The following is a 20,359-nucleotide window of genomic DNA, read 5'->3' as shown; positions in this document are numbered from 1 at the left end:
CCGCGAGCAAGCGGCTTTTAGGAGGATTTGGGGCTCGCTGTCAATGCGAATGGCCCGGACTCACGTCCCGACCGCCCGGATCGGCTTCGACCCGGCCGCACGCAATTCGGCAGCGATTTCAGTGTTCAGGACCTGTTCCAGCCGGGTCAGGACCCGGGCGATCGGGGCGGCATCGGTGATCCGGTGATCCCAGCGGATCACGACATGGATGGTCTGCTCAGGCCCGACCATCCCATAGCTGACGATGAAGGGGCCGGGCGTGATCGGGTGAAGCTCGCCGCCACCATAGGCGGCCACCGAGCTCACCGCGAAGCTGCCGAACCAGTTGCCGCGCTGCCGGCCGAAACTCAGTCCTATCGCCCAGGACAGCCGCCGCAGCGGCAGCGGCAGACGGGTCACCCGCATGATCTTGCGGAACATGGGAATTTCGTCGATCGGGGCGGTCTTGGCGCGCCGGATCTCGGCGTCGACCGCAGCCAGGGGCATGGCCTCGGGAGCCACGATTCGCTGCGGGATCACGCATTCCTCGCCGCCCTCGACCCGAGCGATGGCCACCGAGGCCACGCTCTTCGGCAGCTCGTAGAGCGACGGCCAGGGCCATTTGGCATAGACGGTACGCAGGACCGGCTCGTCCCTGGCGACCAGGGCAAAAGCCTTGACGAACATGGCCGCCCAGCCGGCTGGCGCCATCGCGCCCGCGCGGGCCTCCAGCAGAGGGCCGATATCGAGCGATCGGGACAGAGACACGAAGGGCACGCCCATCGAGGCGTGCATGAGGTCGATAATCAGGCGACGCGGCAGCGAAATGGTGTTGGGCGTCCCGCGCATCGCTCTTTGGTTTCCCCTGATTAAAGTTTGTGCAGCGAGCGGGGTCCCGCTCGCCGCCTGCTCTAGCACGAACCAACCCGCGTGGGGCCGGTCGGTTCGCCGCATCAGGGCGCCGGCGAGGCCAGCGGCTTGGTCTTGTCGACGACGTAAACCCCAAGCACCTTCATAGCCTTATCGCCGTGGGCTTTGGCGTCATGCACGACGCCTGCCGGGATCTGGTAGGAATCGCCGGCCTTCAGCGTCTTTTCCGGCTGCCCGTCGATGAGGAGATTGAGCTCGCCTTCGAGCACGTAGCCGGTCTCGATGCCCGGATGGGTATGGCGACCGGCCGCGCCGCCCGCCGGGACCTCCGCGATGGCCGTGATGGTGTTGTAGCCATCGGGAAATTCGACCTTCTGGAGCGGGGTGCGCTTGATGCCGGGCTGCTGGGCGAAGGCCGCAACCGCGAGGCCGGTGAAGGCGAGAGCGAGCAAAGTCTTTTTGAGCATGGTTTTTCCTCCCTGGAACGACTGAGCCTAGCAGCGCCGTGGTTCCCGGCAAGACTCTCGGCAAAACTCCCGGCAAGGCTCAAGGCTAGCGCTTGATCCCCTCGAACGCTGCCATAATGCCGCGCTGGAATAGCGACCAGTCGAAACCGAGCGCGATCGCGCGGTAGCCGCGGTCGACCAGGGCATTGGCCTGGTCTGCGGTACGCGCCACACCGCCGATCGGCACGCCGCTTCTGAGGATGCCGGCCTCGGCCCGCGCCACCAGCTCCAGCAATTCCGGATCGTCCATCTGGCCGCGCTTGTTGATGGAGGTGGCGAGATCGCCGGGCCCGATCACAGCAACGTCGATGCCGGGCGTGGCCATGATCTCGTCGATGCGGTTGACGGCGTCGACGTGCTCGATGGTGATCATGCAGATCATCTCGTCGTCGGCGCTGGCCATGTAGTCCGGCATCGACTGGCCCCAGCGGAATGGCGCATGGAACGGACCCCAGAGCCGATCGCCGCGTGGCGGATAGCGCACGCTGCGCACCGCTTTCTCGGCCTCCGCACGATTGGTGATCATCGGGAAATTGATGCCGAAGGCACCGATGTCCATCGGTGCCTTCGCAAGCCACGGTTCGTTCGCCGCGATCCGCACCAGCGGGGTGCACGGTGTGCCGGTCGTGGCTGCGATCATCGCATGTGCTTCGGTCAGTCCAATCGGCCCATGCTCGAGATCGACGATGATCCAGTCGAGTGAGCGCGCCATGATCTGCACGGTCTGCACGCTCGGGATCGTCGCGATCGCGCCGAAGGCAGGACGACCCTCGCGCCAGAGCTGGCGGAGACGGTTGAGGGGCGTGGTCGGGACGGACATGGGAAGAACCTGCAGGAAACGACGACGGCGGAGCCTAGCAGCGCGCCGTCGAGGCGCAAGGTCAGGCCGGAATGCGGCCGCCGAAGAACGGCGTCAGCGTGGCCGAAAGGCCATGCACGCGGTTCGACGTGAAGATCATTTCGGCGCCGGATTGCGCGATGCCGCCGGTGTGCGGGCCGAGCAGATCCGAGACGCGGCGGGCGATCGCGGGCGCCGGATCGATCCAGTCCACCGGCCAGGGCGCGAGCTTTTTCAGCCGGTCGAGCAGCAGCGGATAATGCGTGCAGGCGAGCACCACGGTATCGGTGCGTGCGCCGGCGTCCCCGGCATCGCCGACGAAACACGGGGCGAGCTCCGCGAGGATGGCGTCGTCGCTGACGGGAGAGCCGCTGAGCTCTGCTTCGGCCAGCGCGGCCAGCTCCGGCGAACCGACCAGCGTCACCTCGCAGCCTTGCGCGAAATCGCGGATCAGCGCCTTGGTATATTCGCGCTTCACCGTGCCCTTGGTGCCGAGCACCGACACGCGCCGGCTCCTCGACTGCGCGCAGGCCGGCTTGATCGCCGGCACGGTGCCGACGAAGGGCAGGGAATAAGCGGCGCGCAGATGCGATAGGACCAAAGTGGACGCCGTGTTGCAGGCGATGACGACGAGGTCAGGATCGTGCGTGCCGACCAATTCCCCCATCAGCGGCACCACGCGGGCGATGATCTCGTCCTCGCTGTGGTGGCCGTAGGGAAAGAAGGCGTCGTCCGCGACGTAGACGTAATGCGCGTCGGAGCGCGCGGCCACGACCTCACGCAGGACCGTGAGCCCGCCAAGGCCGGAATCGAACACCAGAATCGTCGGGGAATTGGTCACGTGATCACCCTAGCCCGACATGGTTACCATTCGGTTTTTGGGGCGGTTTTGCGGCAGGGGCGCTTAGGGCTAATTTGGACCGATTCGATTTCGCGATTGCCGCATGGACCCGATATCAGCTGCCGGACTGCGGCGCAGATAGGGACAGGCCCGCAAAACTCCGGAGAGCCGACATGATCAGAAATACCAGTCACGGCTGGGGCAGCATTTCCCGATGGCTGCACTGGGTTCTGGCGCTGACCATCATCGGCATGATCGGCTTCGGGTGGTGGATGAACCACATCCCGGCGCGTCCCGAACGCTTTTTCTACCGTTCGATCCACGCCGATATCGGCTATGTGATCCTGCTGCTCACGGTGCTGCGCCTGGTCTGGCGCCTCGTCAACCCGACGCCGACCATGCCGGCCGAGACCTCGCGCTGGCAGAAGGTCACGGCCCATGTCAGCCACGGCGCGCTCTACCTCGCCGTCATCGTCGTCACCATGCTCGGCTGGGCGCATTCCGGTGCGCACGCGCCTGACTATTCGGACTTCTTCGGCCTGTTTCACGTGCCGCAATTCACCGCTCCCGACCGCGCGGCAGCGGGCGCCTATGAAGACCGCCACATCCTCTTTGCCTATGTGCTGCTCGCCTTGATCGCCATTCACGTGATCGCCGCCCTGTGGCACCATTTCATCCGCCGCGACCGCGTCATGGCGCGGATGGTGACGGACGAGGCGTAGTCGCAACCGCACCTGTGCGTTCTCGTGGCGCATCCCACGTTCTGCTTCATGTCTTCAGGAGGCCTCATGCTCACCGTCCATCATCTCGGCAAGTCGCAGTCCGAGCGTATCGTCTGGCTGTGTGAGGAGCTGGAGATCCCCTACGAGCTGAAGCGCTATACGCGCGATCCTGTCACCATGCTGGCTCCGGCCGAGTACAAGGCGCTGCATCCGGCCGGCACGGCGCCTGTGATCACCGATGGCGAGCTGGTGCTCGCGGAATCCGGCGCGGTCGTCGACTACATCGTTGCGAAATATGGCAACGGCCGACTCGTGCTCGGTCCCACTGATCCCGCCTTCGCGCAGTTTCTGTATTGGCTTCATTTCGCCAATGGCACCCTGCAACCCGGCATGGGGCGGATGATGATCCTGAGCCGGCTCGATCTCGCCAAGGACAATCCGACCCTGCTCGCGATGAAGGGGCGTCTCGATCGAGCCTACGACCTTCTCGACGCGAGGCTTCGCGAGGCCGAACATCTTGCAGGCAGCGCCTTCACGACCGCCGACATCATGACAGTTTTCTCGCTCACGACGATGCGCTACTTCCAGCCCTATGACTTGTCGCGCTGTCCGAGCGTCATCAAATATCTCGGCTGCATCGGCGCGCGGGCGGGCTATCGGCGTGCGATGGAGAAGGGCGACCCGGGCATGGCGCTGCTGTTGAACTGAGTGGTGAGGCGATCGATCACGCGATCCTGTTCGTGGTGGCGGCCCTTTCGGTTGCCAGCTGCTTCTGCAGGCGCTCGATGTTCTGCAGCAACCGCTGGCTGGTCAGCACCAGGAAGTAATAGCCGAACTGCGGATCCTGGAAGTAGATCTCGAGCAACCGGTCATAGGTGATCGTCAGCACCTGGCCGTCCTCGATGCACTCGACCGTTCCGGTGCGCCGGTTGTCCGGCGTGAGGAACCCGAGCTCGCCCATGAGCGTTCCGGGCAGGATCTCGATGTTGATCTCTTTGACCAGGAACTTGCCGGTGACCGTGAGGAACATCTCGTTGGCCGGATCGCGCAGCTTGAACAGCGTGTCGCCGCGGCGATATTTGCGTTCGGTCATGAACGGCTTGAGCCATTCGATGGACATGTCGCCTTCGGCCGCATGGCGCGCCTTCTTGACGAGCTTGAGCATCTGCCGCAGGCGCAGGGCGTTGATCGGTAGCAGCAGGAGATAGAGCAGGAAGGTCGAGACGTTGGCGGAGAGCGCGCCGAAGACGGCGAAGAACGCGCAGCCGACCATGTTGGCGACGCGCAGCGGCACCATGGTCCGCATCAGAAGAGTTGCGACGAAGAAGCCGGCCCCGACCGCGGCGAACATATTGGCCAGCGTGATGTTCTGGACGAAGATCTCCAGCATCCGATTGAATATCGAGTCATAGGTGACGTTGTTCGGATCGAGGCCCATCTGGACCAGGATCTTCGCGATCCTGAGGTTATCCGTCGCCGCCTCGAGAATGCGGTCGAGGATCGACGAAATGTCTGCGCTGCCGGACGGCATGGTACTATCCCCGCGTAAGGCCTTCAGTCACGGTCGTATTCTCGACACCATAGCCGAAATCGAACGACGACCGCTTGAATGAAGCTTTCGGCCGCCGTGCCGCAAGGGGCAAATTTTAGCCTGATCGGGCGTTTCGGCAATTGCCTGTTTGGCGGTGCGTATGGCCGTGGCGCGCCCGCGATTCGGGGCTAGCGGCTGGGAGCCTCGGCGTGGTGGACCTCGGCGGCCGACGGGCGGGACCAGGCGTGGGCGTAGGGCGATCTCCCGCCTCAGGGCTTGGCGGCGGGTGGCACGACCTGCTGCTCGACCAGGCCGAGGTGGCCGGGCAGCGAACCGGCGCGCAGCAGCATGGCGACGCTGTTTGCTTCCTCCAGGGTGAAATTGCCGGAGATCTGGCCCGTCCCGCCGGTGATGGGCTCGCGGATCACGGGGGCGGAGATCACCTTGCCGTCGAGCACGATGGCGAAGGGCTTTGCGATATTCTCTTCGGTGATGTGGGCAAAGCGCCGCGTGCCGCGCCCGTTGAAGCGGAACGAGGCGATCGGCTCTTTCGTGGCGCTCGCAAACCCGGGGCCCGCATAGCTGATGTCGTCGCCGTCGAGCACGCTGTCCTTGGCGACGAGATAAAGGCTCTTATCCTTGAAGCCGGGCAGGACTTCCGTGCCTGCCGGCGGCGTGCCGGATTGCGCCTGGTCCGGCGGCATCGAGAGGTCGATCAGGCGGAAGCCGACCCTGACCCTTCGGGCGAAGACCGCGGTGACGCGCTCGGGCTCCATCACACCGGGCAGGAAGATGCGGATGCGGTCGGTGCCATCGGGCTGGACGCTGGCGAGCTGGACGCCGGCCTCCTTCAGACGCTGCTCGATCATCGCGATGGCATCTTCGACGAGTTCGTGCAGCCGCGCGGCGGATGCCGCATTGGTTGGCGCGAGCCTGACCAGTCCGTCGCCGCCGTCGGTCACGGCGAGTGTATGCGACGGCAATCCCTCCGCGGCCGAGGCGAGCTTGCGTGCGAGTTGCTCGCGGCCCTTGACGTCGGCAATCTTCAACTCGACGCCGCCGTCGCGGATCGCGAGACCGGAGAAGGCGATCTTGCCCTCGCGCAGGTTCTTGTAGACGTCGTCGCGCAAATCCGTGACGACGCTCGCGCGCAGGCCATCGGTGTCCACCTTGTAGACGATGCGCGATCCGCCGAGTTTCTCCATCTTGTCGCTGATGAAGGCCGAGATCTTGGCGCGCATCTTGTCGATCTGGCTGTCCTCGGCAAGCGCCGCGCTGGTCGGCGCGAGCACGGCCATCATGGCGAGTGCGACGATCAGCCGTGTGGCGCGGTCCCGCAGGGGCGTCGTCATGATTTCCTCGAGTCTTGCGGCAGGGCGCTGGCAGGCGAGTCCGATGCATGTTCTTGGTCCCCGGACCGGACGCGGAGGTTCAAAGCCTCTTATCCGAATGCGACTGCCGTAGCCTTAAGTCATGGACGAACGCCAAATCATCGATCATTCTATCGGTGCGCGACCGGTGACTGGTCGGCGTCTCGCCAAACCAAAATGTCAAAAGACAGGGGGCGGGGAAATGCATCTGAGGGAGGACGGAATTCCATGGCGGGCATCCACGCGCTCGATCGGTTCATCGGCGACGACTATCCGGAATTGGCGACTGACAAAGAGGTCCGGGCCTTCGAGCAGGTCCCTTACGCCGAGCGGGTCGCGGCCGACAGCACCTATGACGCCATCAGGCTCGGGGCTGACCGCAATCCCGACGGGCCAGCGATCCAGTTCCTGCAAAATGCCGATCCCGCCGACACGCCGGTCGTGGTCACGTACCGCGACTTCATCGCGCGCGTCACGCAGGCCGCCAACATGTTTCACGCACTTGGCGTGGAGAAGGGCGACGTCGTCAGCTTCATGCTGCCGCTGGTGCCGGACGCGTTCGTAACGCTGTTCGGCGCGGAGGCCGCCGGCATCGCCAATCCCGTCAATCCGCTGCTGGAGCCGCACCAGATCGCCGAGATCCTCGAGGCTGCGAATACGAAAATTTTGGTGGCGCTCGGGCCGATGCCGGGCACGGACATCTGGCAGAAAGTCGAGCAGATCAGGCCGCAACTCAAGCATCTCAAGGCGATCGTACAGGTGTTTGGCGGCGGTGATCCGGGGAAGGGAGTCTTTGCCTTGAGCGACCTGATCAAGCAGCAGCCTTCGGACCACCTTAACAGCGGGCGCAAGATTCTGGGCAGCGACATCGCCGCCTATTTCCACACCGGCGGCACCACGGGCACGCCAAAGCTGGTGCGGCACACCCACGCCAACCAAGTCTATCAGGCCTGGGCACTCAATCTGCTGCTGAAGTCGAAGCCGGGCGCCAACATGCTGTTCGGCATGCCGCTGTTTCACGTCGGAGGCTCGTTGACGCAGGTGCTGACGACGCTGTCGGCCGGCGGTTCGCTGGTCGTGTTGTCGCCGAGCGGATGGCGCAATCCGAATGCGGTGAAGAACATCTGGCAACTGGTCGAGCGCTTCAAGCCGGAGGCGCTCTCGAGCGTCCCGACGGTACTCGCCGCGACGCTCGCGGTGCCGCCTGGCAACGCCGATATCTCCAGCCTGAAATATGCAGCCGGTGGCGGCTCGGCGATCCCGGTCGCGGTGGGGTCTGCGATCCAGGACAAGCTCAAGCTGCCGGTCGTCGAGGTCTATGGCATGACCGAGACCTCGAGCGTGCACACGCTGGCCTATCCGTCGCGGCCGATCCGGCTCGGTTCGGTCGGCCTGCCCATGCCCTACGCGCGGGTCCGCATCGTCCAGCTCGATGCCGACGGCAAGCTGAACCGCGACTGCGCGCCGGACGAGATCGGCGTCGTCATCATGGCCGGGCCCGGCGTGTTCGGCGGCTATCTCAACGACGAGCACAACAAGGGTGCTTTCGTCGACGAGGTCTGGGTCAATTCCGGCGATCTTGGCCGGCTCGATGCTGACGGTTATCTCTGGATCACCGGCCGCGCCAAGGATCTCGTGATCCGCGGCGGCCACAACATCGATCCGGCCCCGATCGAGGAGATCATGTTCCGCCATCCCGCCGTCGGCTTTGCCGCGGTGGTCGGCCAGCCCGACGCCTATGCCGGCGAGCTGCCGGTGGGCTATGTGCAGCTGAAGCCGGGCGCGACTGTCGAGCCGGGCGAGCTGGAGACGTGGGTCCGCGAGCGTACGCCGGAGCGCGCGGCTGTCCCGGTGCAGGTCATCCCGATCGATCCGATGCCGGTGACGGGCGTCGGCAAAGTGTTCAAGCCGCAGCTGCGCTGGGACGCAGCCCAGCGCGTGTTCACGAAGGTGCTGACACCGCTCACCGAGCGCGGCATCGACTGCAAGGTCAGGGTCGGCGCTCACGGCAGCCACGGTTCGATCGCCACCGTGACGCTGGCGGGCCTGCCGGCGGATCAGCGCGAGGCGGTTGCCCGCGAGGTGCACGCACTGCTTGCACCGTTCGTGATGCGCCACGAGGTCGTGCAAACGTAACGGACCAAACAGACGGCTTTGGCGTCAGCTCGAAAGCAGGGCGAGGCTTCGCCGCATTATCCATACCCCCGATAGAGCCCCTTATGTGACAAATATCACATAGGAAGAATTGGTAATTGAGCCATGGTCCGAATAGTCTCGTGGAATTGCATCCGGGGGGACGCAAGTGATTCCGTTTCGGATATTTGCTCTGTTGATTTTGGCGATGGGCCTCGCCTGCGGACCGGCCCATGCGGACCGGCGGGTTGCGCTTGTCATCGGCAATTCCGCCTACAAGAGCGCGCCCAAGCTCGGCAATCCCGTCAACGATGCCACTCTGGTCGGCGGCATGTTCAAGAAGGCGGGCTTTGATTCCGTCGATGTCAGGCTGGATCTCAGCGCCAGCGAGATGCGGCGCATGTTGCGTGAGTTCGCCGGCAGGACCCGCGATGCCGATATGGCGGTGATCTATTACGCCGGCCACGGCATCGAGCTGGAAGGCACCAACTATCTCATTCCGATCGACGCGACGCTGGAGACGGATGGCGACGTGCTCGACGAAACCATCCCGGTCGAGCGCGCGCTGTTCGCAGTCGAGCCGGCCAAGCAGCTGCGCCTGATCATCCTGGATGCCTGCCGCGACAATCCGTTTTCCAAGACCATGAAGCGGACGCTGGCCTCGCGCGCGATCGGACGCGGGCTTGCCAAGGTCGAGCCGACCAGCCCCAACACCATGATTGCGTTTGCGGCAAAGGCCGGTTCGACCGCGTCTGACGGTGACTCCAGGAATAGCCCGTTCGCCGTTGCTTTGGTCGAGCACTTGCCCAAGCCGGGCCTCGATTTGCGCAAGGCGTTCGGATTCGTGCGCGACGACGTGCTCAAGAGCACCGGCTACAAGCAGGAGCCCTATGTCTACGGCTCGCTCGGCGGCGACGATGTGCCGCTGGTTGCGACCAAGCCGGCCGCGACCGGGCCGCAGGCCAACCCGCAGGATTCTATTCGCAGGGATTACGAGCTCGCGCTGCAGCTGGCCACGCGGGACGGTTGGGAAGCGTTTCTGGCGCAATATCCCGAGGGGTTCTATGCGAATCTCGCCAAGGGCCAGTTGAACAAGATCGGCGCCGAGGAGACGCGCGTGTCGGCCGAGCAAAAAGCGAATGCGGCCGAGCAGCAGAAGGCAAGGCTCATTGCCGAACGCGCCCAGAAGGCCGAGCAGGACAAGGCGGTCGCGGCGGCCAAGGCCGCCGAAGAGGCACGTGTCGCAGCGGAGAAACAGAAGCAGATCGAGCAGGCGAGGACGGAGGCAGCGGAGCAGCAGCGCAAGCTGGCCGAAGCCGCCGCGGCAAAAGCACAGGCCGAGAAGCAGGCGACGGAGAAGGCCAAGGCCGAGCTTGTTGCCAGGCAGGCCGCCGAGAAGGCGGAGCAGGCGGCAAAGCCTGTGGCCGATCGGCAGATGCCTGAGGCCGAGCAAAAAGTCGCAGCCCTTTCACCGGCGCCGGCATCCACATTGTCGGCGGCTGATCTGACAAAATCCGTGCAGAGTGAATTGCGCCGCGTCGGCTGCCTGTCCGCCACCGCTGACGGCGACTGGAGCGCAGCATCGCAGCGTTCGCTGACCCTGTTCAACAAATATGCCGGCACCCAATTCGACGCCAAGCTCGCAAGCGTCGACGCGCTCGACGCACTGAAAGCGAAGCCGGGACGGGTCTGCCCGCTCATTTGCAATTTCGGCTCCAAGGCCGACGGCGATCAATGCGTGAAGATCGCCTGCCGCGCCGGCTATCGCGTTGGTGACGACAACGAGTGCGAAAAGATTCAGGAGAAAAAGCCGGTGGCGACGCGCGAGGATTCGAAGAGGCGCGACCAGGACCGGAAGGCCTCGGAATCGGCGCCCTCGAAGCCCGAAGCCAGTGGGCAGATTTTTTGCAGTTCGTCCGGCTGTCGTCCGGTGCAGAAAGGATGCAGACTCGTGGCCGGGGCCACGCCCGGAAGATATAACGCCTCCGTAGGAAGCGGCAATTATGAAGTCTGCAACTGATCGTGCAGTCGATCCAAAACCGCGGATGAATTGCGTGAAAATCGCCCGATATCTCTTCCTATTCATATTTACGGCTTTGTGCGCCTGCGCGCCGGCGCAGGCGGAGAAGCGCGTCGCGCTCGTCATCGGCAATTCCGCCTACAAGAACGCGCCGCGGCTCGCGAACCCGGTGAACGACGCCGGTCTGGTCGGCGGCATGTTCAGGAATGCGGGCTTCGATACGGTCGAGATCAGGCTGGACCTCAATGCCAGCGAAATGCGGCGATCGCTACGCGAGTTCGCGGCCAGGACGCGCGATGCCGACATGGCGGTGATCTACTATGCGGGCCACGGCATCGAGCTGGACGGCAGCAACTATCTCGTTCCGACCGATGCCATGCTGGAAACCGACGGCGATGTCCTCGACGAGACGATCGCGCTGGATCGCGCGCTGTATGCGGTCGAACCGGCCAAACAACTCCGGCTCGTCATCCTCGATGCGTGCCGCGACAATCCCTTCGCCAAGACGATGAAGCGCACTCTGGCCTCGCGCGCGATTGGGGGCGGCCTTGCCAAGGTCGAGCCGACCAGTCCGAACACGATGATCGCGTTTGCGGCCAAGGCGGGATCGACGGCGTCGGATGGCGACTCCCGCAACAGCCCGTTTGCGGTCGCGCTGACCGATCATCTGCCGAAGCCCGGGCTCGACTTGCGCAAGGCGTTCGGGTTCGTCCGTGACGACGTCTTGAAGAAGACCGGCAACAAGCAGGAGCCGTATGTCTATGGCTCCCTGGGCGGCAGCGATGTGCCGCTGGTGCCGGCAAGGCCGGCCGCGGCAGCCGGTCCGCAGGCAAATCCGCAGGACAGTGTGCGCAAAGACTACGAGCTTGCCCTTCAGGCCGGCCTGCGCGAGGCTTGGGAAGCATTCCTCCAGACCTATCCGGACGGCTTTTACGCCAACCTCGCCCGTGTCCAGCTGAAGAAGATTGCCGCCGAGGAGGATCGCACGCTGGCGACGGAGAAGGCGCGTCTGGCCGAACAGGAGAAGGCGAGGCTCGCGACCGAACGAGCCCAGAAGGCCGAGCAGGAGAAAGCCGCCGCCGCTGCCAAAGTCGCGGAAGAGGCGAGGATCGCGGCCGAGAAGGCCAAGCAGATCGAGCAGGCCAAGGCGGAGGCGGCCGAACGAGATCGAAAGGCGGCGGAAGCTGCCGCGGCCAAGTCGCTGGCGGAGAAGCGGGCGCTTGAGAAGGCGGCGAGTGAGGCCGCAGCGAAGCAGGCGGCGGAGAAGCAGGCGGCTGATGCCGAAAGCAGGAAGGTGGCCGCGCTGTCGCCGCCGCCAAGTTCCCCGCCGCCCGGTGATCTCGCGAAATCCGTTCAGAGCGAACTGCGCCGTGTCGGTTGCCTTTCGTCTACCGCCGACGGCGATTGGAACGCCGCGTCGCAGCGCTCGCTGACGCTGTTCAACAAATATGCCGGCACCCAGTTCGACGCGAAGCTTGCAAGTGTCGACGCGCTCGATGCGCTGAAGGCGAAGCCGGGACGTGTCTGCCCGCTCGTATGCAATTTCGGCTTCAAAGCCGACGGCGATCAATGCGCGAAGATCACCTGCCGCGCCGGCTATCACGTCGGCGACGACAACGAATGCGAGAAGGTGCCGGAGAAGAAGCCGGTGGCGACGCGCGAAGATTCAAGAAGGCGAGATCAGGACCGGAAAGACGCCGAGTCCGCAGCGCCAAAGTCGCAAGCGACCGGGCAGATGGTCTGCAACAATGCGGGATGCAGGCCGGTCGGAAAGGGGTGCCGTCTCGGAACGGTGAAGGACCTCCGCGGGGTCATGGTTACCACCGAGATGTGCAATTAGATCGACGGCATCATCGTTGCGATCCGCTCATGATGCAGCGCGAGGTGGTGCATGCTCGGGTGAGAGCCGAGGACACGAGGCTTGCATGCCTCGCCGCATGCGAGCATCATTCTCCAAAAAAGGGGAAAACCGATGCCACAACTCTCTCGCCGCCGCCACCTTCAGCAATTGTCGGCCGTGTTCGGATCCGCCGCGCTGTCCGGGTGGTCGAGGCCGGCATCGGCTTCAGAGGCAGACATTCCGCCCGAGGGCATCGGCAAGGGCATCAAGCACATCTCCTACAGCGACATCGGCGGACGGCCCGACAGCGTGCAAGTGATGTTCAACCGGCAGCACGTCTATGTCGGGCACATGTTCAGCGACGGCGTGACGATCCTGGACGCATCCGATCCGCGTGCGCTGAAGCCGGTCAATTTCTTCACCGCAGGACAATACACCCGCACCCACCATTTGCAGGTGGCGGAAGATTTGCTGCTGCTTGCGAACGGCGCCAACATCGTCGCGATGCAGTCCTACGACAACATGCGCGGCTATTTCGAGAACACGCTGGTCGACAGCATCACCAAGGCCAAGAAATTCAGCTGCGGCCTCTCGATCCACGACATCTCGAAACCGGGCGAGATGCGCGAGATCGCGTTCCTCGAAATGCCTGGCTTCGGCATCAACCGGCTGTGGTGGCCGGGCGGCCGCTACGCCTATGTGTCGGCGCATCTCGACGAGTTCACCGACCATATCCTTTGCGTGGTCGATCTCAAGACCATCACGAAGCCGGAGATCGTCGCGAAATGGTGGCTGCCGGGCATGAACCGCGCGGCGGGCGAGCCGGCGACGCCCAAGGGCAAGCGCTTTGCGCTCCATCACATGATCACGGCGGGTGATCGCGGCTATGCCGCCTGGCGCGATGGCGGCTTCACCATTCATGACATCAGCGATCCCATGAATCCAAGGCTGCTGTCCCACATCAACTGGTCGCCGCCCTTCGCCGGCGGCACGCATACGCCGCTGCCGCTGCCCAAGCGACAGCTCGCAATCGTCGCGGACGAAGCGAATGCGGACAATTGCGCCAAGGGCCTGTTCCATACATTCGTTCTCGACGTGCGCGCGCCTGGAAACCCGGTGCCGATTGCAACCCTGCCGACCCCGCGCGACCGCGACTTCTGCACGAACGGCACCTTCGGGCCGCATAATCTGCACGAGAACCGCCCGGGCTCGTTCCAGAGCGAGGAGACGATCTTCGCGACCTACAACAATGCCGGCGTCAGGGTGTTCGACATCAGGGACGCCTTCGCACCGAAGGAGATCGCTTATTGGGTGCCGCCGACACCGAAAAAGCTCATCGACCCGCGCCCGAACGTTGCGCTCGCGGCCAAGACCTGTGACGCCTATGTTCGGCCGGACGGACTGATGTTTGTCTCCGATTGGAACGCCGGCATGCACGTGCTGCAATATCAGGGATGAGCGGTGTTGTAGGGTAGGCAAAGGCGCGAAGCGCCGTGCCCCCATTCGTAGCGGAGAAGGCTCTGGTGGGCACGCTTTCGCTTTGTCCACCCTACGAGACCTGCGCTACCCCGCCGGCATCCGCGTTTCGACGAGTCGCGCCCAATAGGACGCGCCGTGGCCCAAGATGTTGTCGTTGAAGACGTAAGCCGGGTGGTGGCACTCGTTGCCGTCGCCCATGCCGACCAGGATCATCGCGCCGGGGCGCGCTTCCAGCATGAAGGAGAAGTCTTCGGCGCCCATCATGGGAATGAACTTGTCGTTGACGCGCTCGGCACCGACAATGTCGCGGGCGACGTCGGCGGCGAGGCCAGCCTCGCGCGCATGGTTCATCGTCACCGGGTACATGCGCGTGTACTTGGTCTCCGCCGAACCGCCATAGGCGCGCGCAACGCTGTCGGCGACCTCGCCGATACGGCGCTCGACCAGATCGCGCACTTCAGGATCGAGCGTGCGCACGGTGCCGCCGAGCTCGGCGATCTCCGGGATGATGTTGAAGGCCGTGCCGGAGTGGAATTGCGTGATCGAGATGACCGCGGACTTCAGCGGATCGACGTTGCGCGCGACGATCGATTGCAGCGCGTTGACGATCTGTGCGCCGATCAGCACGCTGTCGATCGACTTGTGCGGACCCGCACCGGCGTGGCCGCCTTTGCCGTGGACGGTGATCTGGATGTTGTCGGAGGAGGCGAGCATCGCGCCGGGCGTGGTCGCGAAATGTCCTTCGGGCAGGCCCGGCATGTTGTGCATGCCGTAGACCTCCTGGATGTTCCAGCGCGTCATCAGTCCGTCCTCGACCATCGCCTTGCCGCCGCCGCCGCCTTCTTCCGCGGGCTGGAAGATCACGACCGCGTTGCCGTCGAAGTTGCGGGTCTCGGCGAGATATTTGGCGGCGCCGAGCAGCATGGCGGTGTGGCCGTCATGGCCGCAAGCGTGCATCTTGCCGGGGACCTTGGAGGCGTAGGCAACCCCTGAGGTCTCCATGATCGGCAGCGCGTCCATGTCGGCACGCAGACCAATGGTCTTGCCCGAGGCGGATTTGCGTCCGCGGATCACACCGACGACGCCGGTGCGGCCGATGCCCGTCACCACCTCGTCGCAGCCGAACTCGCGCAAGCGGTCGGCGACGATGCCGGCGGTGCGGTGGACGTCATATTGCAGCTCCGGGTTCTCGTGGAAGTCATGGCGCCAGGCGGCCATTTCGTCGGAGAGGGCGGCAACGCGGTTGACGATGGGCATGGAGGCTCCGTCTCTGTTGTTGTTGCCGGATGAGCGAGGCAACATCCGGGATCTTTGCAAGAAGAAGTCCCGGGTATCGCTGCGCTCACCAGGGCTAGGGATGACGTTCAGCTTTCGCCGAACACGCGCTTGAAGATCGTGTCGACGTGCTTGAAGTGATAGCCGAGGTCGAACTGCTCCTCGATCTCGGCGTCCGTGAGATACTTCTTCACGTCAGCGTCCTTCTTCAGAAGCTGGAGGAAGTCGCCTTCGCCGCGCCAGACCGGCATGGCGTTGCGCTGCACGAGCTTGTAGGCGTCCTCGCGGCTTGCGCCCTTCTGCGTCAGCGCCAGCAGCACGCGCTGCGAATGCACGAGGCCACCGAGGCGGTCGAGGTTCTTCTGCATGTTGGCGGGGTACACCAGCAGCTTGTCGATCAGGCCGGCGAGGCGGACCAGCGCGAAGTCGAGCGTCACGGTCGCGTCGGGACCCATCATGCGCTCGGCGGAGGAATGCGAGATGTCGCGCTCGTGCCAGAGCACGACGTTTTCCAGTGCCGGCGTCACATAGGCGCGCACCATGCGCGACAGGCCCGTGAGGTTTTCCGAGAGCACCGGGTTGCGCTTGTGCGGCATCGCAGACGAACCCTTCTGCCCTTCGGAGAAGAACTCCTCGGCTTCCAGCACTTCGGTGCGCTGCATGTGGCGGATCTCCACCGCGAAACGCTCGACCGAGGACGCGATCACGCCGAGCGTCGAGAAGTACATCGCGTGGCGGTCGCGGGGGATGACCTGCGTCGAGATCGGCTCGGGGACGAGGCCCATGGCCTTGGCAACATGCTGTTCGACGCGCGGATCGATCTGGGCAAAAGTGCCGACCGCACCGGAGATGGCGCAGGTGGCGACTTCCTTGCGCGCCGCGATCAGGCGCTCCTTGGCGCGCGAGAATTCCGCATAGGCATAGGCAAGCTTGAGGCCGAAGGTCACGGGTTCGGCGTGGATGCCGTGGCTGCGGCCGATGGTCGGCGTCATCTTGTGCTCGAGGGCGCGCTTCTTCAGCGCCGCCAGCACCTTGTCGAGGTCGGCGAGCAGCAGGTCGGCGGCGCGGGTGAGCTGGACGTTGAGGCAGGTGTCGAGCACGTCGGAGGAGGTCATGCCCTGATGGACGAAGCGCGCCTCGGGGCCGACGATCTCGGCGAGGTGGGTGAGGAAGGCGATGACGTCGTGCTTGGTCTCGCGCTCGATCTCGTCGATGCGGGCGACGTCGAAACTGGCGTCCTTGGCCTTGGCCCAGACCGTTTTGGCGGCCTCCTTGGGGATTGTGCCGAGCTCGGCAAGGGCGTCCGCCGCATGCGCCTCGATCTCGAACCAGATCTTGAACCGGGTCTGCGGCTCCCAGATCGAGGCCATTTCCGGGCGGGTATAGCGGGGGATCATTGGACTGCTCCAGGAAGGTGGGCGGGCGACCCGGAAGGGGCGACCTGCCAAAATGCTTTTTACGCCGTGATCTAGCAGAGCGGGGAGGGCGAAACAAACGGCGCCGGCAACGTAGCGGGGGATGATTGGACTGGACAGGATCATCGGCCCGGCGGCGGTGGGGCGATGGGTGGCCGGCCTCAGGGGGAAGCTCGCAGATATTAACTGTCAATCACGGATCATTGACTGACAGATATTGAAATCTGTCAGCGAGACGTGTATATCCGTTCTCGGACGCTCCGATTGGGCGTCTGGCGGCATCCCGGAAGCCCAACGTCCCAAATGGCGGATTGAGGGTCGCAATTGAACAACGGGGACCGCCAGTTGATTGGAGACTTACGACAATGACGACCGAAATCATCAATTTGACCGGGACGATTGGGCACTGGCTCAATTTACTGGTGGCGCGCCAGATCGCGGCGCAGGCTGCAAAACTGCCTCATTAAGGCGAGAGCTTTCCGAAACGACCGGTACGGGCGCTTCGGAAGCAGCCCCATCGCCGGGTAACTGAGCCCTCAACGGGAACATGGTGCTGGCATGAACGAAGCCGTTATCTTGACGCCGGAGCGGATCCTCGAAGTCACCGAGGACGTGCTGCGACGTTACGGACTCGCCAAGGCCACCGTCGTCGACGTGGCCCGTGCGCTCGATGTGAGCCACGGCAGCGTCTACCGCCATTTTCCGAGCAAGGCCTCGCTGCGCGAGGCCGTCGCCAAACGCTGGCTGGACCGGATCGATGCGCCCTTACGCCAGCTCGCCGAAGAGCAGGGCCCGGCTCCGGCGCGGCTCGACCGCTGGCTGCGCACCCTGTTCGCCGCCAAGCGTTCGCGCGTGCTCGACGACCCCGAGATGTTCGACACCTATCTGACCCTTGCGCGTGAGGCCTGTGCAGCCGTCAAATGTCACAAGGACACCATGATCGACCAGATCGCGGCGATCCTGTCCGATGGCGTGACGCAGGGCGTGTTCGCCGTGGACGATGTCAAGACCACCGCGCGTGCGATCTTCGATGCCACCGTCCGCTTCCACCATCCGGCCCACGCCGACGAGTGGAAGGATGCCGATCTCTCGGCGCGGGTCGATGCGACGCTGGCGCTGGTATTGCGCGGGCTGAAGGCGTAGGCCAACTTCCTTCACGCGTTCCGAAGCCGTCACACCTGACGTGACCTGTCGCGGTTCTATCTCAGACCTTATGGGCAACGCTGCCATTGCCGAGCGAGCGCGGATGATGGGTCTTTTTTCGCGCACGTAAGGCGACGTTGGCCGATGGCACGACCGACGGGCTTTCCGGATAGGTATTGACTTCGATTTCGACCACGTCTTTTGACCGTTTTCGAAGGCGGTAGAACGCAAGTTCCTGTTCGAGAATGGGGCAGTGGAATTGGATCGTCGCTGTGTCTGGCAGACGGCAGAGTTCATCGATGAGCTCGCCGACAGTGATGATCGGGGGATGATGGATGGCTTCGCGGATAGCCTTACTCATGGCGCAACTCCCTCACTCCGCTACTAACCACCGCGCGACGGCGTCAGTTCCAATCCCATCCGGCCATACATAATCTAAAGGTGCGAGCCGCGCGCCAGCGCCCTAAAGCGCGGGTGCCAAATGCGAGCTGCGCAACCGCAATATGCCGAACGGGTCTTCGCGCCCAGCGAGTTTGCGGTAGGTCGCAAGGTCGTCAAGCGTCGGACCTTCCCCGCGTCTGACATTCACGCCCGCAACCGTTGCAACCGGAATCGACGTGCCGAGGCCTGCGTAGAGATAATTGTCGCCGAAAGCCTTCTTGAGCGCGGCAAAAGTCGGCTCACCGGTGCAATGTCCCGGGGCTACGCTGTCGACCTTGAACCTGTCCTTCAGGGCGGTAACGACTTTCGCGATCGCTTCGTCAGGTGCGACGACCAGATGAAATCCTCCCGCGATGAGATGAATCCTGGGATTGATAGCCGTCGCCGCTTCGACGATGCGCTCGATCCCGGGGTGCGAGCAACCGACCAGAAGGACCATGCCGTCGGCCGTGTTGACGGCCAAGGACAGCTCCTTGAGCTCTCTCGTGCCCGGTGCGTCGGAAATCAGCGAGATAAGTGTGATACCGGGAGCAATCTCGGTGGTCTGATCGATCAGTTCGAAGTTCGCGTGTGCCCATGCCCTGCCGAACTTCATCACCGCGGGCGGCTTGCCTGCATAGTACCGCATCTCAGGCGGCAAAGCCTCGTCCTTGCGGTAGAAGCCGGACGGCAGAGACGAGCCGTAGATGCCAAATCCTTCCTTTGGCGCGTAGATCTTGACGGTCGGATTGATGCTCAGGAGGTAGGACAAGCCCGCCATATGATCGGAGTGGCGGTGCGAAAGAACGACAAAGTCGAGGTCCGAGAGATCAACTCCCTTGGCTTTCACGTTCGCCGCGAAGATTTCGGGATCGTTACCCGTATCGAACAGGATGCGTTTTCCCGCGATTTCGACAAGGGCGGAGAAACCCCAGTCCTTTGTCATCGCGTCATTGGTGCCGAAGGCGTCATAGAGAATCGTGATCTGGTTTTTCGCGTCAGCTGCCGCGCTTTCGGTGAGCCCGGCCGCGAAAGCGCTGAAGGCGATCAGTGCTGCAAGAAGACTGTCCCTGATGTTCATGAAAGCGTCTCCTGTTGTCGTGCAAGACATACAACGGGAACGAGGGCGGCCTCGAGAGCCGTCCAAACTGGCTCTCGACGAAAGATCCGAGCCGGACACACATCCACTGGCCGCTTGGTGCTGGATGCGGTGCCTGTGGTGAAGCCTAGCACAATCTAAGAGAGATTTGGAGACCTTCGTTGGGATGGCCAGTTGGGAACCAGTTATTCTGGTCGCAGTAAACGGCTCGCCGTCACGCTCTAGATTTTCGTCAGCCCACAATTGGCCGCTAACCGCACGAGCTGCGCATCCGTGCGCGCGCCGGTCTTGGTCTTGATCAGATAGTGATAGTTCTGCACCGTCTTGACGCTGAGATTGAGATGCGCGGCGATCTGTTCGGTCGTGGCGCCGCCGGCGAACTGGCGCAGGATCTCGATCTCGCGTTCGCCCAGTTGATCCAGCGCCGAGCCCGCCGACAGGCTGTCCTCGGCCAGGATGTGCGCGATGTCGTCGCTCATGGCGCGTTCGCCGCGCGCGACGCTGCGGATCGCGGACACGACCGCGGACGGCTCGCTACTCTTGGTGACGAAGCCGCTGGCGCCGGCACTGAAGGCTGCCTTCACCAGCACGGCCTCGTTGTGCATGGTGAAAACGAGGATTCGCGCCCGCCGGCTGCGCGCGCGGATGTTGCGGATGGCTTCCAGCCCGCTCGCGCCGGGCATCGAGATATCCAGCAAGACCACGTCGGGATCGCGCGCCTTGAAGGCGCTGTAGGCGTCCGCGGCGTTGTCGGCTTCCGCCACGACATGCAGATCGCCCTGGCTTTCCAGCACGCGCCGATAGCCTTGCCGTACGATCGGATGGTCATCGACCAGCAGCACGGAGATGCCTGTTGTCGTAATCTCGTTCATGCCGGC

18 protein-coding genes are annotated in these 20,359 nt (G+C 63.9%); 7 read left to right on the top strand and 11 right to left on the bottom strand.

The window, feature by feature from the left end; all coding sequences use genetic code 11:
* Positions 1-60: 60 nt before the first annotated feature.
* From BRA1417_RS0129310 to murI, 4 genes are all read right to left on the bottom strand, one after another.
* Entirely contained in the window at positions 61-828 is a 768-nt protein-coding gene (locus BRA1417_RS0129310; RefSeq protein ID WP_027518836.1) for an acyltransferase, read from the bottom strand.
* A gap of 104 nt (positions 829-932) precedes the next feature.
* The gene (locus BRA1417_RS0129305; protein WP_027518835.1) at positions 933-1,316 is read right to left on the bottom strand and encodes a cupin domain-containing protein; all 384 of its coding nucleotides are present in this window, start codon (positions 1,314-1,316) and stop codon (positions 933-935) included.
* An 85-nt stretch (positions 1,317-1,401) separates the two neighbouring features.
* Positions 1,402-2,175: an HpcH/HpaI aldolase/citrate lyase family protein gene (locus tag BRA1417_RS0129300; protein WP_007612103.1), complete on the bottom strand. Its 774-nt coding sequence runs from the start codon at positions 2,173-2,175 to the stop codon at positions 1,402-1,404.
* Between the two features lie 61 nt (positions 2,176-2,236).
* Positions 2,237-3,034 (bottom strand): glutamate racemase, encoded by a 798-nt coding sequence (gene murI / locus BRA1417_RS0129295; protein WP_027518834.1) that lies wholly within the window; start codon positions 3,032-3,034, stop codon positions 2,237-2,239.
* 173 nt (positions 3,035-3,207) lie between these two features.
* On the opposite strand from murI, the gene BRA1417_RS0129290 reads away from it, so the two are divergent.
* Together BRA1417_RS0129290 and BRA1417_RS0129285 are read left to right on the top strand one after the other, a co-directional pair.
* A complete protein-coding gene (locus BRA1417_RS0129290) occupies positions 3,208-3,756 on the top strand; it encodes a cytochrome b (RefSeq protein WP_027518833.1) in 549 nt (182 codons plus the stop codon).
* A gap of 66 nt (positions 3,757-3,822) precedes the next feature.
* Complete coding sequence (locus BRA1417_RS0129285; RefSeq protein WP_027518832.1) at positions 3,823-4,464, top strand: glutathione S-transferase family protein; 642 nt, start codon at positions 3,823-3,825, stop codon at positions 4,462-4,464.
* A 16-nt stretch (positions 4,465-4,480) separates the two neighbouring features.
* On the opposite strand, the gene BRA1417_RS0129280 is transcribed toward BRA1417_RS0129285, so the two are convergent.
* Complete coding sequence (locus BRA1417_RS0129280; RefSeq protein WP_027518831.1) at positions 4,481-5,287, bottom strand: Crp/Fnr family transcriptional regulator; 807 nt, start codon at positions 5,285-5,287, stop codon at positions 4,481-4,483.
* Between the two features lie 269 nt (positions 5,288-5,556).
* A complete protein-coding gene (locus BRA1417_RS0129270) occupies positions 5,557-6,639 on the bottom strand; it encodes a preprotein translocase subunit SecD (protein WP_027518830.1) in 1,083 nt (360 codons plus the stop codon).
* A 246-nt stretch (positions 6,640-6,885) separates the two neighbouring features.
* Between BRA1417_RS0129270 and BRA1417_RS0129265 the strand changes: the two genes are divergently transcribed.
* The 4 genes from BRA1417_RS0129265 (at position 6,886) to BRA1417_RS0129245 (ending at position 14,108) form a co-directional block, all read left to right on the top strand.
* On the top strand, positions 6,886-8,793 hold the full coding sequence (locus BRA1417_RS0129265; protein WP_027518829.1) for an acyl-CoA synthetase: 1,908 nt from the start codon (positions 6,886-6,888) through the stop codon (positions 8,791-8,793).
* A 205-nt stretch (positions 8,794-8,998) separates the two neighbouring features.
* Entirely contained in the window at positions 8,999-10,810 is a 1,812-nt protein-coding gene (locus BRA1417_RS0129260) for a caspase family protein (protein ID WP_051448394.1), read from the top strand.
* A 25-nt stretch (positions 10,811-10,835) separates the two neighbouring features.
* Positions 10,836-12,650 (top strand): caspase family protein, encoded by a 1,815-nt coding sequence (locus BRA1417_RS0129255; RefSeq protein ID WP_035968867.1) that lies wholly within the window; start codon positions 10,836-10,838, stop codon positions 12,648-12,650.
* A gap of 132 nt (positions 12,651-12,782) precedes the next feature.
* A complete protein-coding gene (locus BRA1417_RS0129245; RefSeq protein WP_027518826.1) occupies positions 12,783-14,108 on the top strand; it encodes an LVIVD repeat-containing protein in 1,326 nt (441 codons plus the stop codon).
* Positions 14,109-14,213: 105 nt separating this feature from the next.
* Here the strand turns inward: BRA1417_RS0129245 and BRA1417_RS0129240 are convergent, their stop codons facing one another.
* Together BRA1417_RS0129240 and purB are read right to left on the bottom strand one after the other, a co-directional pair.
* Positions 14,214-15,386, bottom strand: coding sequence for a M20 aminoacylase family protein (locus tag BRA1417_RS0129240; protein WP_027518825.1), 1,173 nt, complete (start codon positions 15,384-15,386; stop codon positions 14,214-14,216).
* A gap of 107 nt (positions 15,387-15,493) precedes the next feature.
* On the bottom strand, positions 15,494-16,801 hold the full coding sequence (gene purB, locus BRA1417_RS0129235; protein ID WP_027518824.1) for an adenylosuccinate lyase: 1,308 nt from the start codon (positions 16,799-16,801) through the stop codon (positions 15,494-15,496).
* A 576-nt stretch (positions 16,802-17,377) separates the two neighbouring features.
* On the opposite strand from purB, the gene BRA1417_RS0129225 reads away from it, so the two are divergent.
* On the top strand, positions 17,378-17,962 hold the full coding sequence (locus BRA1417_RS0129225) for a TetR family transcriptional regulator (protein WP_027518823.1): 585 nt from the start codon (positions 17,378-17,380) through the stop codon (positions 17,960-17,962).
* Between the two features lie 61 nt (positions 17,963-18,023).
* Here the strand turns inward: BRA1417_RS0129225 and BRA1417_RS0129220 are convergent, their stop codons facing one another.
* From BRA1417_RS0129220 to BRA1417_RS0129210, 3 genes are all read right to left on the bottom strand, one after another.
* Positions 18,024-18,323: a hypothetical protein gene (locus BRA1417_RS0129220; RefSeq protein WP_027518822.1), complete on the bottom strand. Its 300-nt coding sequence runs from the start codon at positions 18,321-18,323 to the stop codon at positions 18,024-18,026.
* A 102-nt stretch (positions 18,324-18,425) separates the two neighbouring features.
* Positions 18,426-19,463: an MBL fold metallo-hydrolase gene (locus tag BRA1417_RS0129215; protein ID WP_027518821.1), complete on the bottom strand. Its 1,038-nt coding sequence runs from the start codon at positions 19,461-19,463 to the stop codon at positions 18,426-18,428.
* 239 nt (positions 19,464-19,702) lie between these two features.
* Positions 19,703-20,353 carry a response regulator transcription factor gene (locus BRA1417_RS0129210; protein ID WP_027518820.1) on the bottom strand — a complete coding sequence of 217 codons (651 nt, stop codon included), beginning with the start codon at positions 20,351-20,353 and terminating at the stop codon, positions 19,703-19,705.
* Positions 20,354-20,359: the final 6 nt, after the last annotated feature.

Source organism: Bradyrhizobium sp. WSM1417 (assembly GCF_000515415.1).
Classification (GTDB): domain Bacteria; phylum Pseudomonadota; class Alphaproteobacteria; order Rhizobiales; family Xanthobacteraceae; genus Bradyrhizobium.
This window is presented reverse-complemented; position numbering and strand designations above follow the sequence as displayed.

Bases quoted from the DNA above. Each gene is read 5' to 3' on its own strand.
- BRA1417_RS0129310 (WP_027518836.1), bottom strand. From the start codon at position 828: ATGCGCGGGACGCCCAACACCATTTCGCTGCCGCGTCGCCTGATTATC.
- BRA1417_RS0129305 (WP_027518835.1), bottom strand. From the start codon at position 1,316: ATGCTCAAAAAGACTTTGCTCGCTCTCGCCTTCACCGGCCTCGCGGTT.
- BRA1417_RS0129300 (WP_007612103.1), bottom strand. From the start codon at position 2,175: ATGTCCGTCCCGACCACGCCCCTCAACCGTCTCCGCCAGCTCTGGCGC.
- BRA1417_RS0129290 (WP_027518833.1), top strand. From the start codon at position 3,208: ATGATCAGAAATACCAGTCACGGCTGGGGCAGCATTTCCCGATGGCTG.
- BRA1417_RS0129285 (WP_027518832.1), top strand. From the start codon at position 3,823: ATGCTCACCGTCCATCATCTCGGCAAGTCGCAGTCCGAGCGTATCGTC.
- BRA1417_RS0129280 (WP_027518831.1), bottom strand. From the start codon at position 5,287: ATGCCGTCCGGCAGCGCAGACATTTCGTCGATCCTCGACCGCATTCTC.
- BRA1417_RS0129270 (WP_027518830.1), bottom strand. From the start codon at position 6,639: ATGACGACGCCCCTGCGGGACCGCGCCACACGGCTGATCGTCGCACTC.
- BRA1417_RS0129265 (WP_027518829.1), top strand. From the start codon at position 6,886: ATGGCGGGCATCCACGCGCTCGATCGGTTCATCGGCGACGACTATCCG.
- BRA1417_RS0129260 (WP_051448394.1), top strand. From the start codon at position 8,999: ATGGGCCTCGCCTGCGGACCGGCCCATGCGGACCGGCGGGTTGCGCTT.
- BRA1417_RS0129255 (WP_035968867.1), top strand. From the start codon at position 10,836: ATGAATTGCGTGAAAATCGCCCGATATCTCTTCCTATTCATATTTACG.
- BRA1417_RS0129245 (WP_027518826.1), top strand. From the start codon at position 12,783: ATGCCACAACTCTCTCGCCGCCGCCACCTTCAGCAATTGTCGGCCGTG.
- BRA1417_RS0129240 (WP_027518825.1), bottom strand. From the start codon at position 15,386: ATGCCCATCGTCAACCGCGTTGCCGCCCTCTCCGACGAAATGGCCGCC.
- purB (WP_027518824.1), bottom strand. From the start codon at position 16,801: ATGATCCCCCGCTATACCCGCCCGGAAATGGCCTCGATCTGGGAGCCG.
- BRA1417_RS0129225 (WP_027518823.1), top strand. From the start codon at position 17,378: ATGAACGAAGCCGTTATCTTGACGCCGGAGCGGATCCTCGAAGTCACC.
- BRA1417_RS0129220 (WP_027518822.1), bottom strand. From the start codon at position 18,323: ATGAGTAAGGCTATCCGCGAAGCCATCCATCATCCCCCGATCATCACT.
- BRA1417_RS0129215 (WP_027518821.1), bottom strand. From the start codon at position 19,463: ATGAACATCAGGGACAGTCTTCTTGCAGCACTGATCGCCTTCAGCGCT.
- BRA1417_RS0129210 (WP_027518820.1), bottom strand. From the start codon at position 20,353: ATGAACGAGATTACGACAACAGGCATCTCCGTGCTGCTGGTCGATGAC.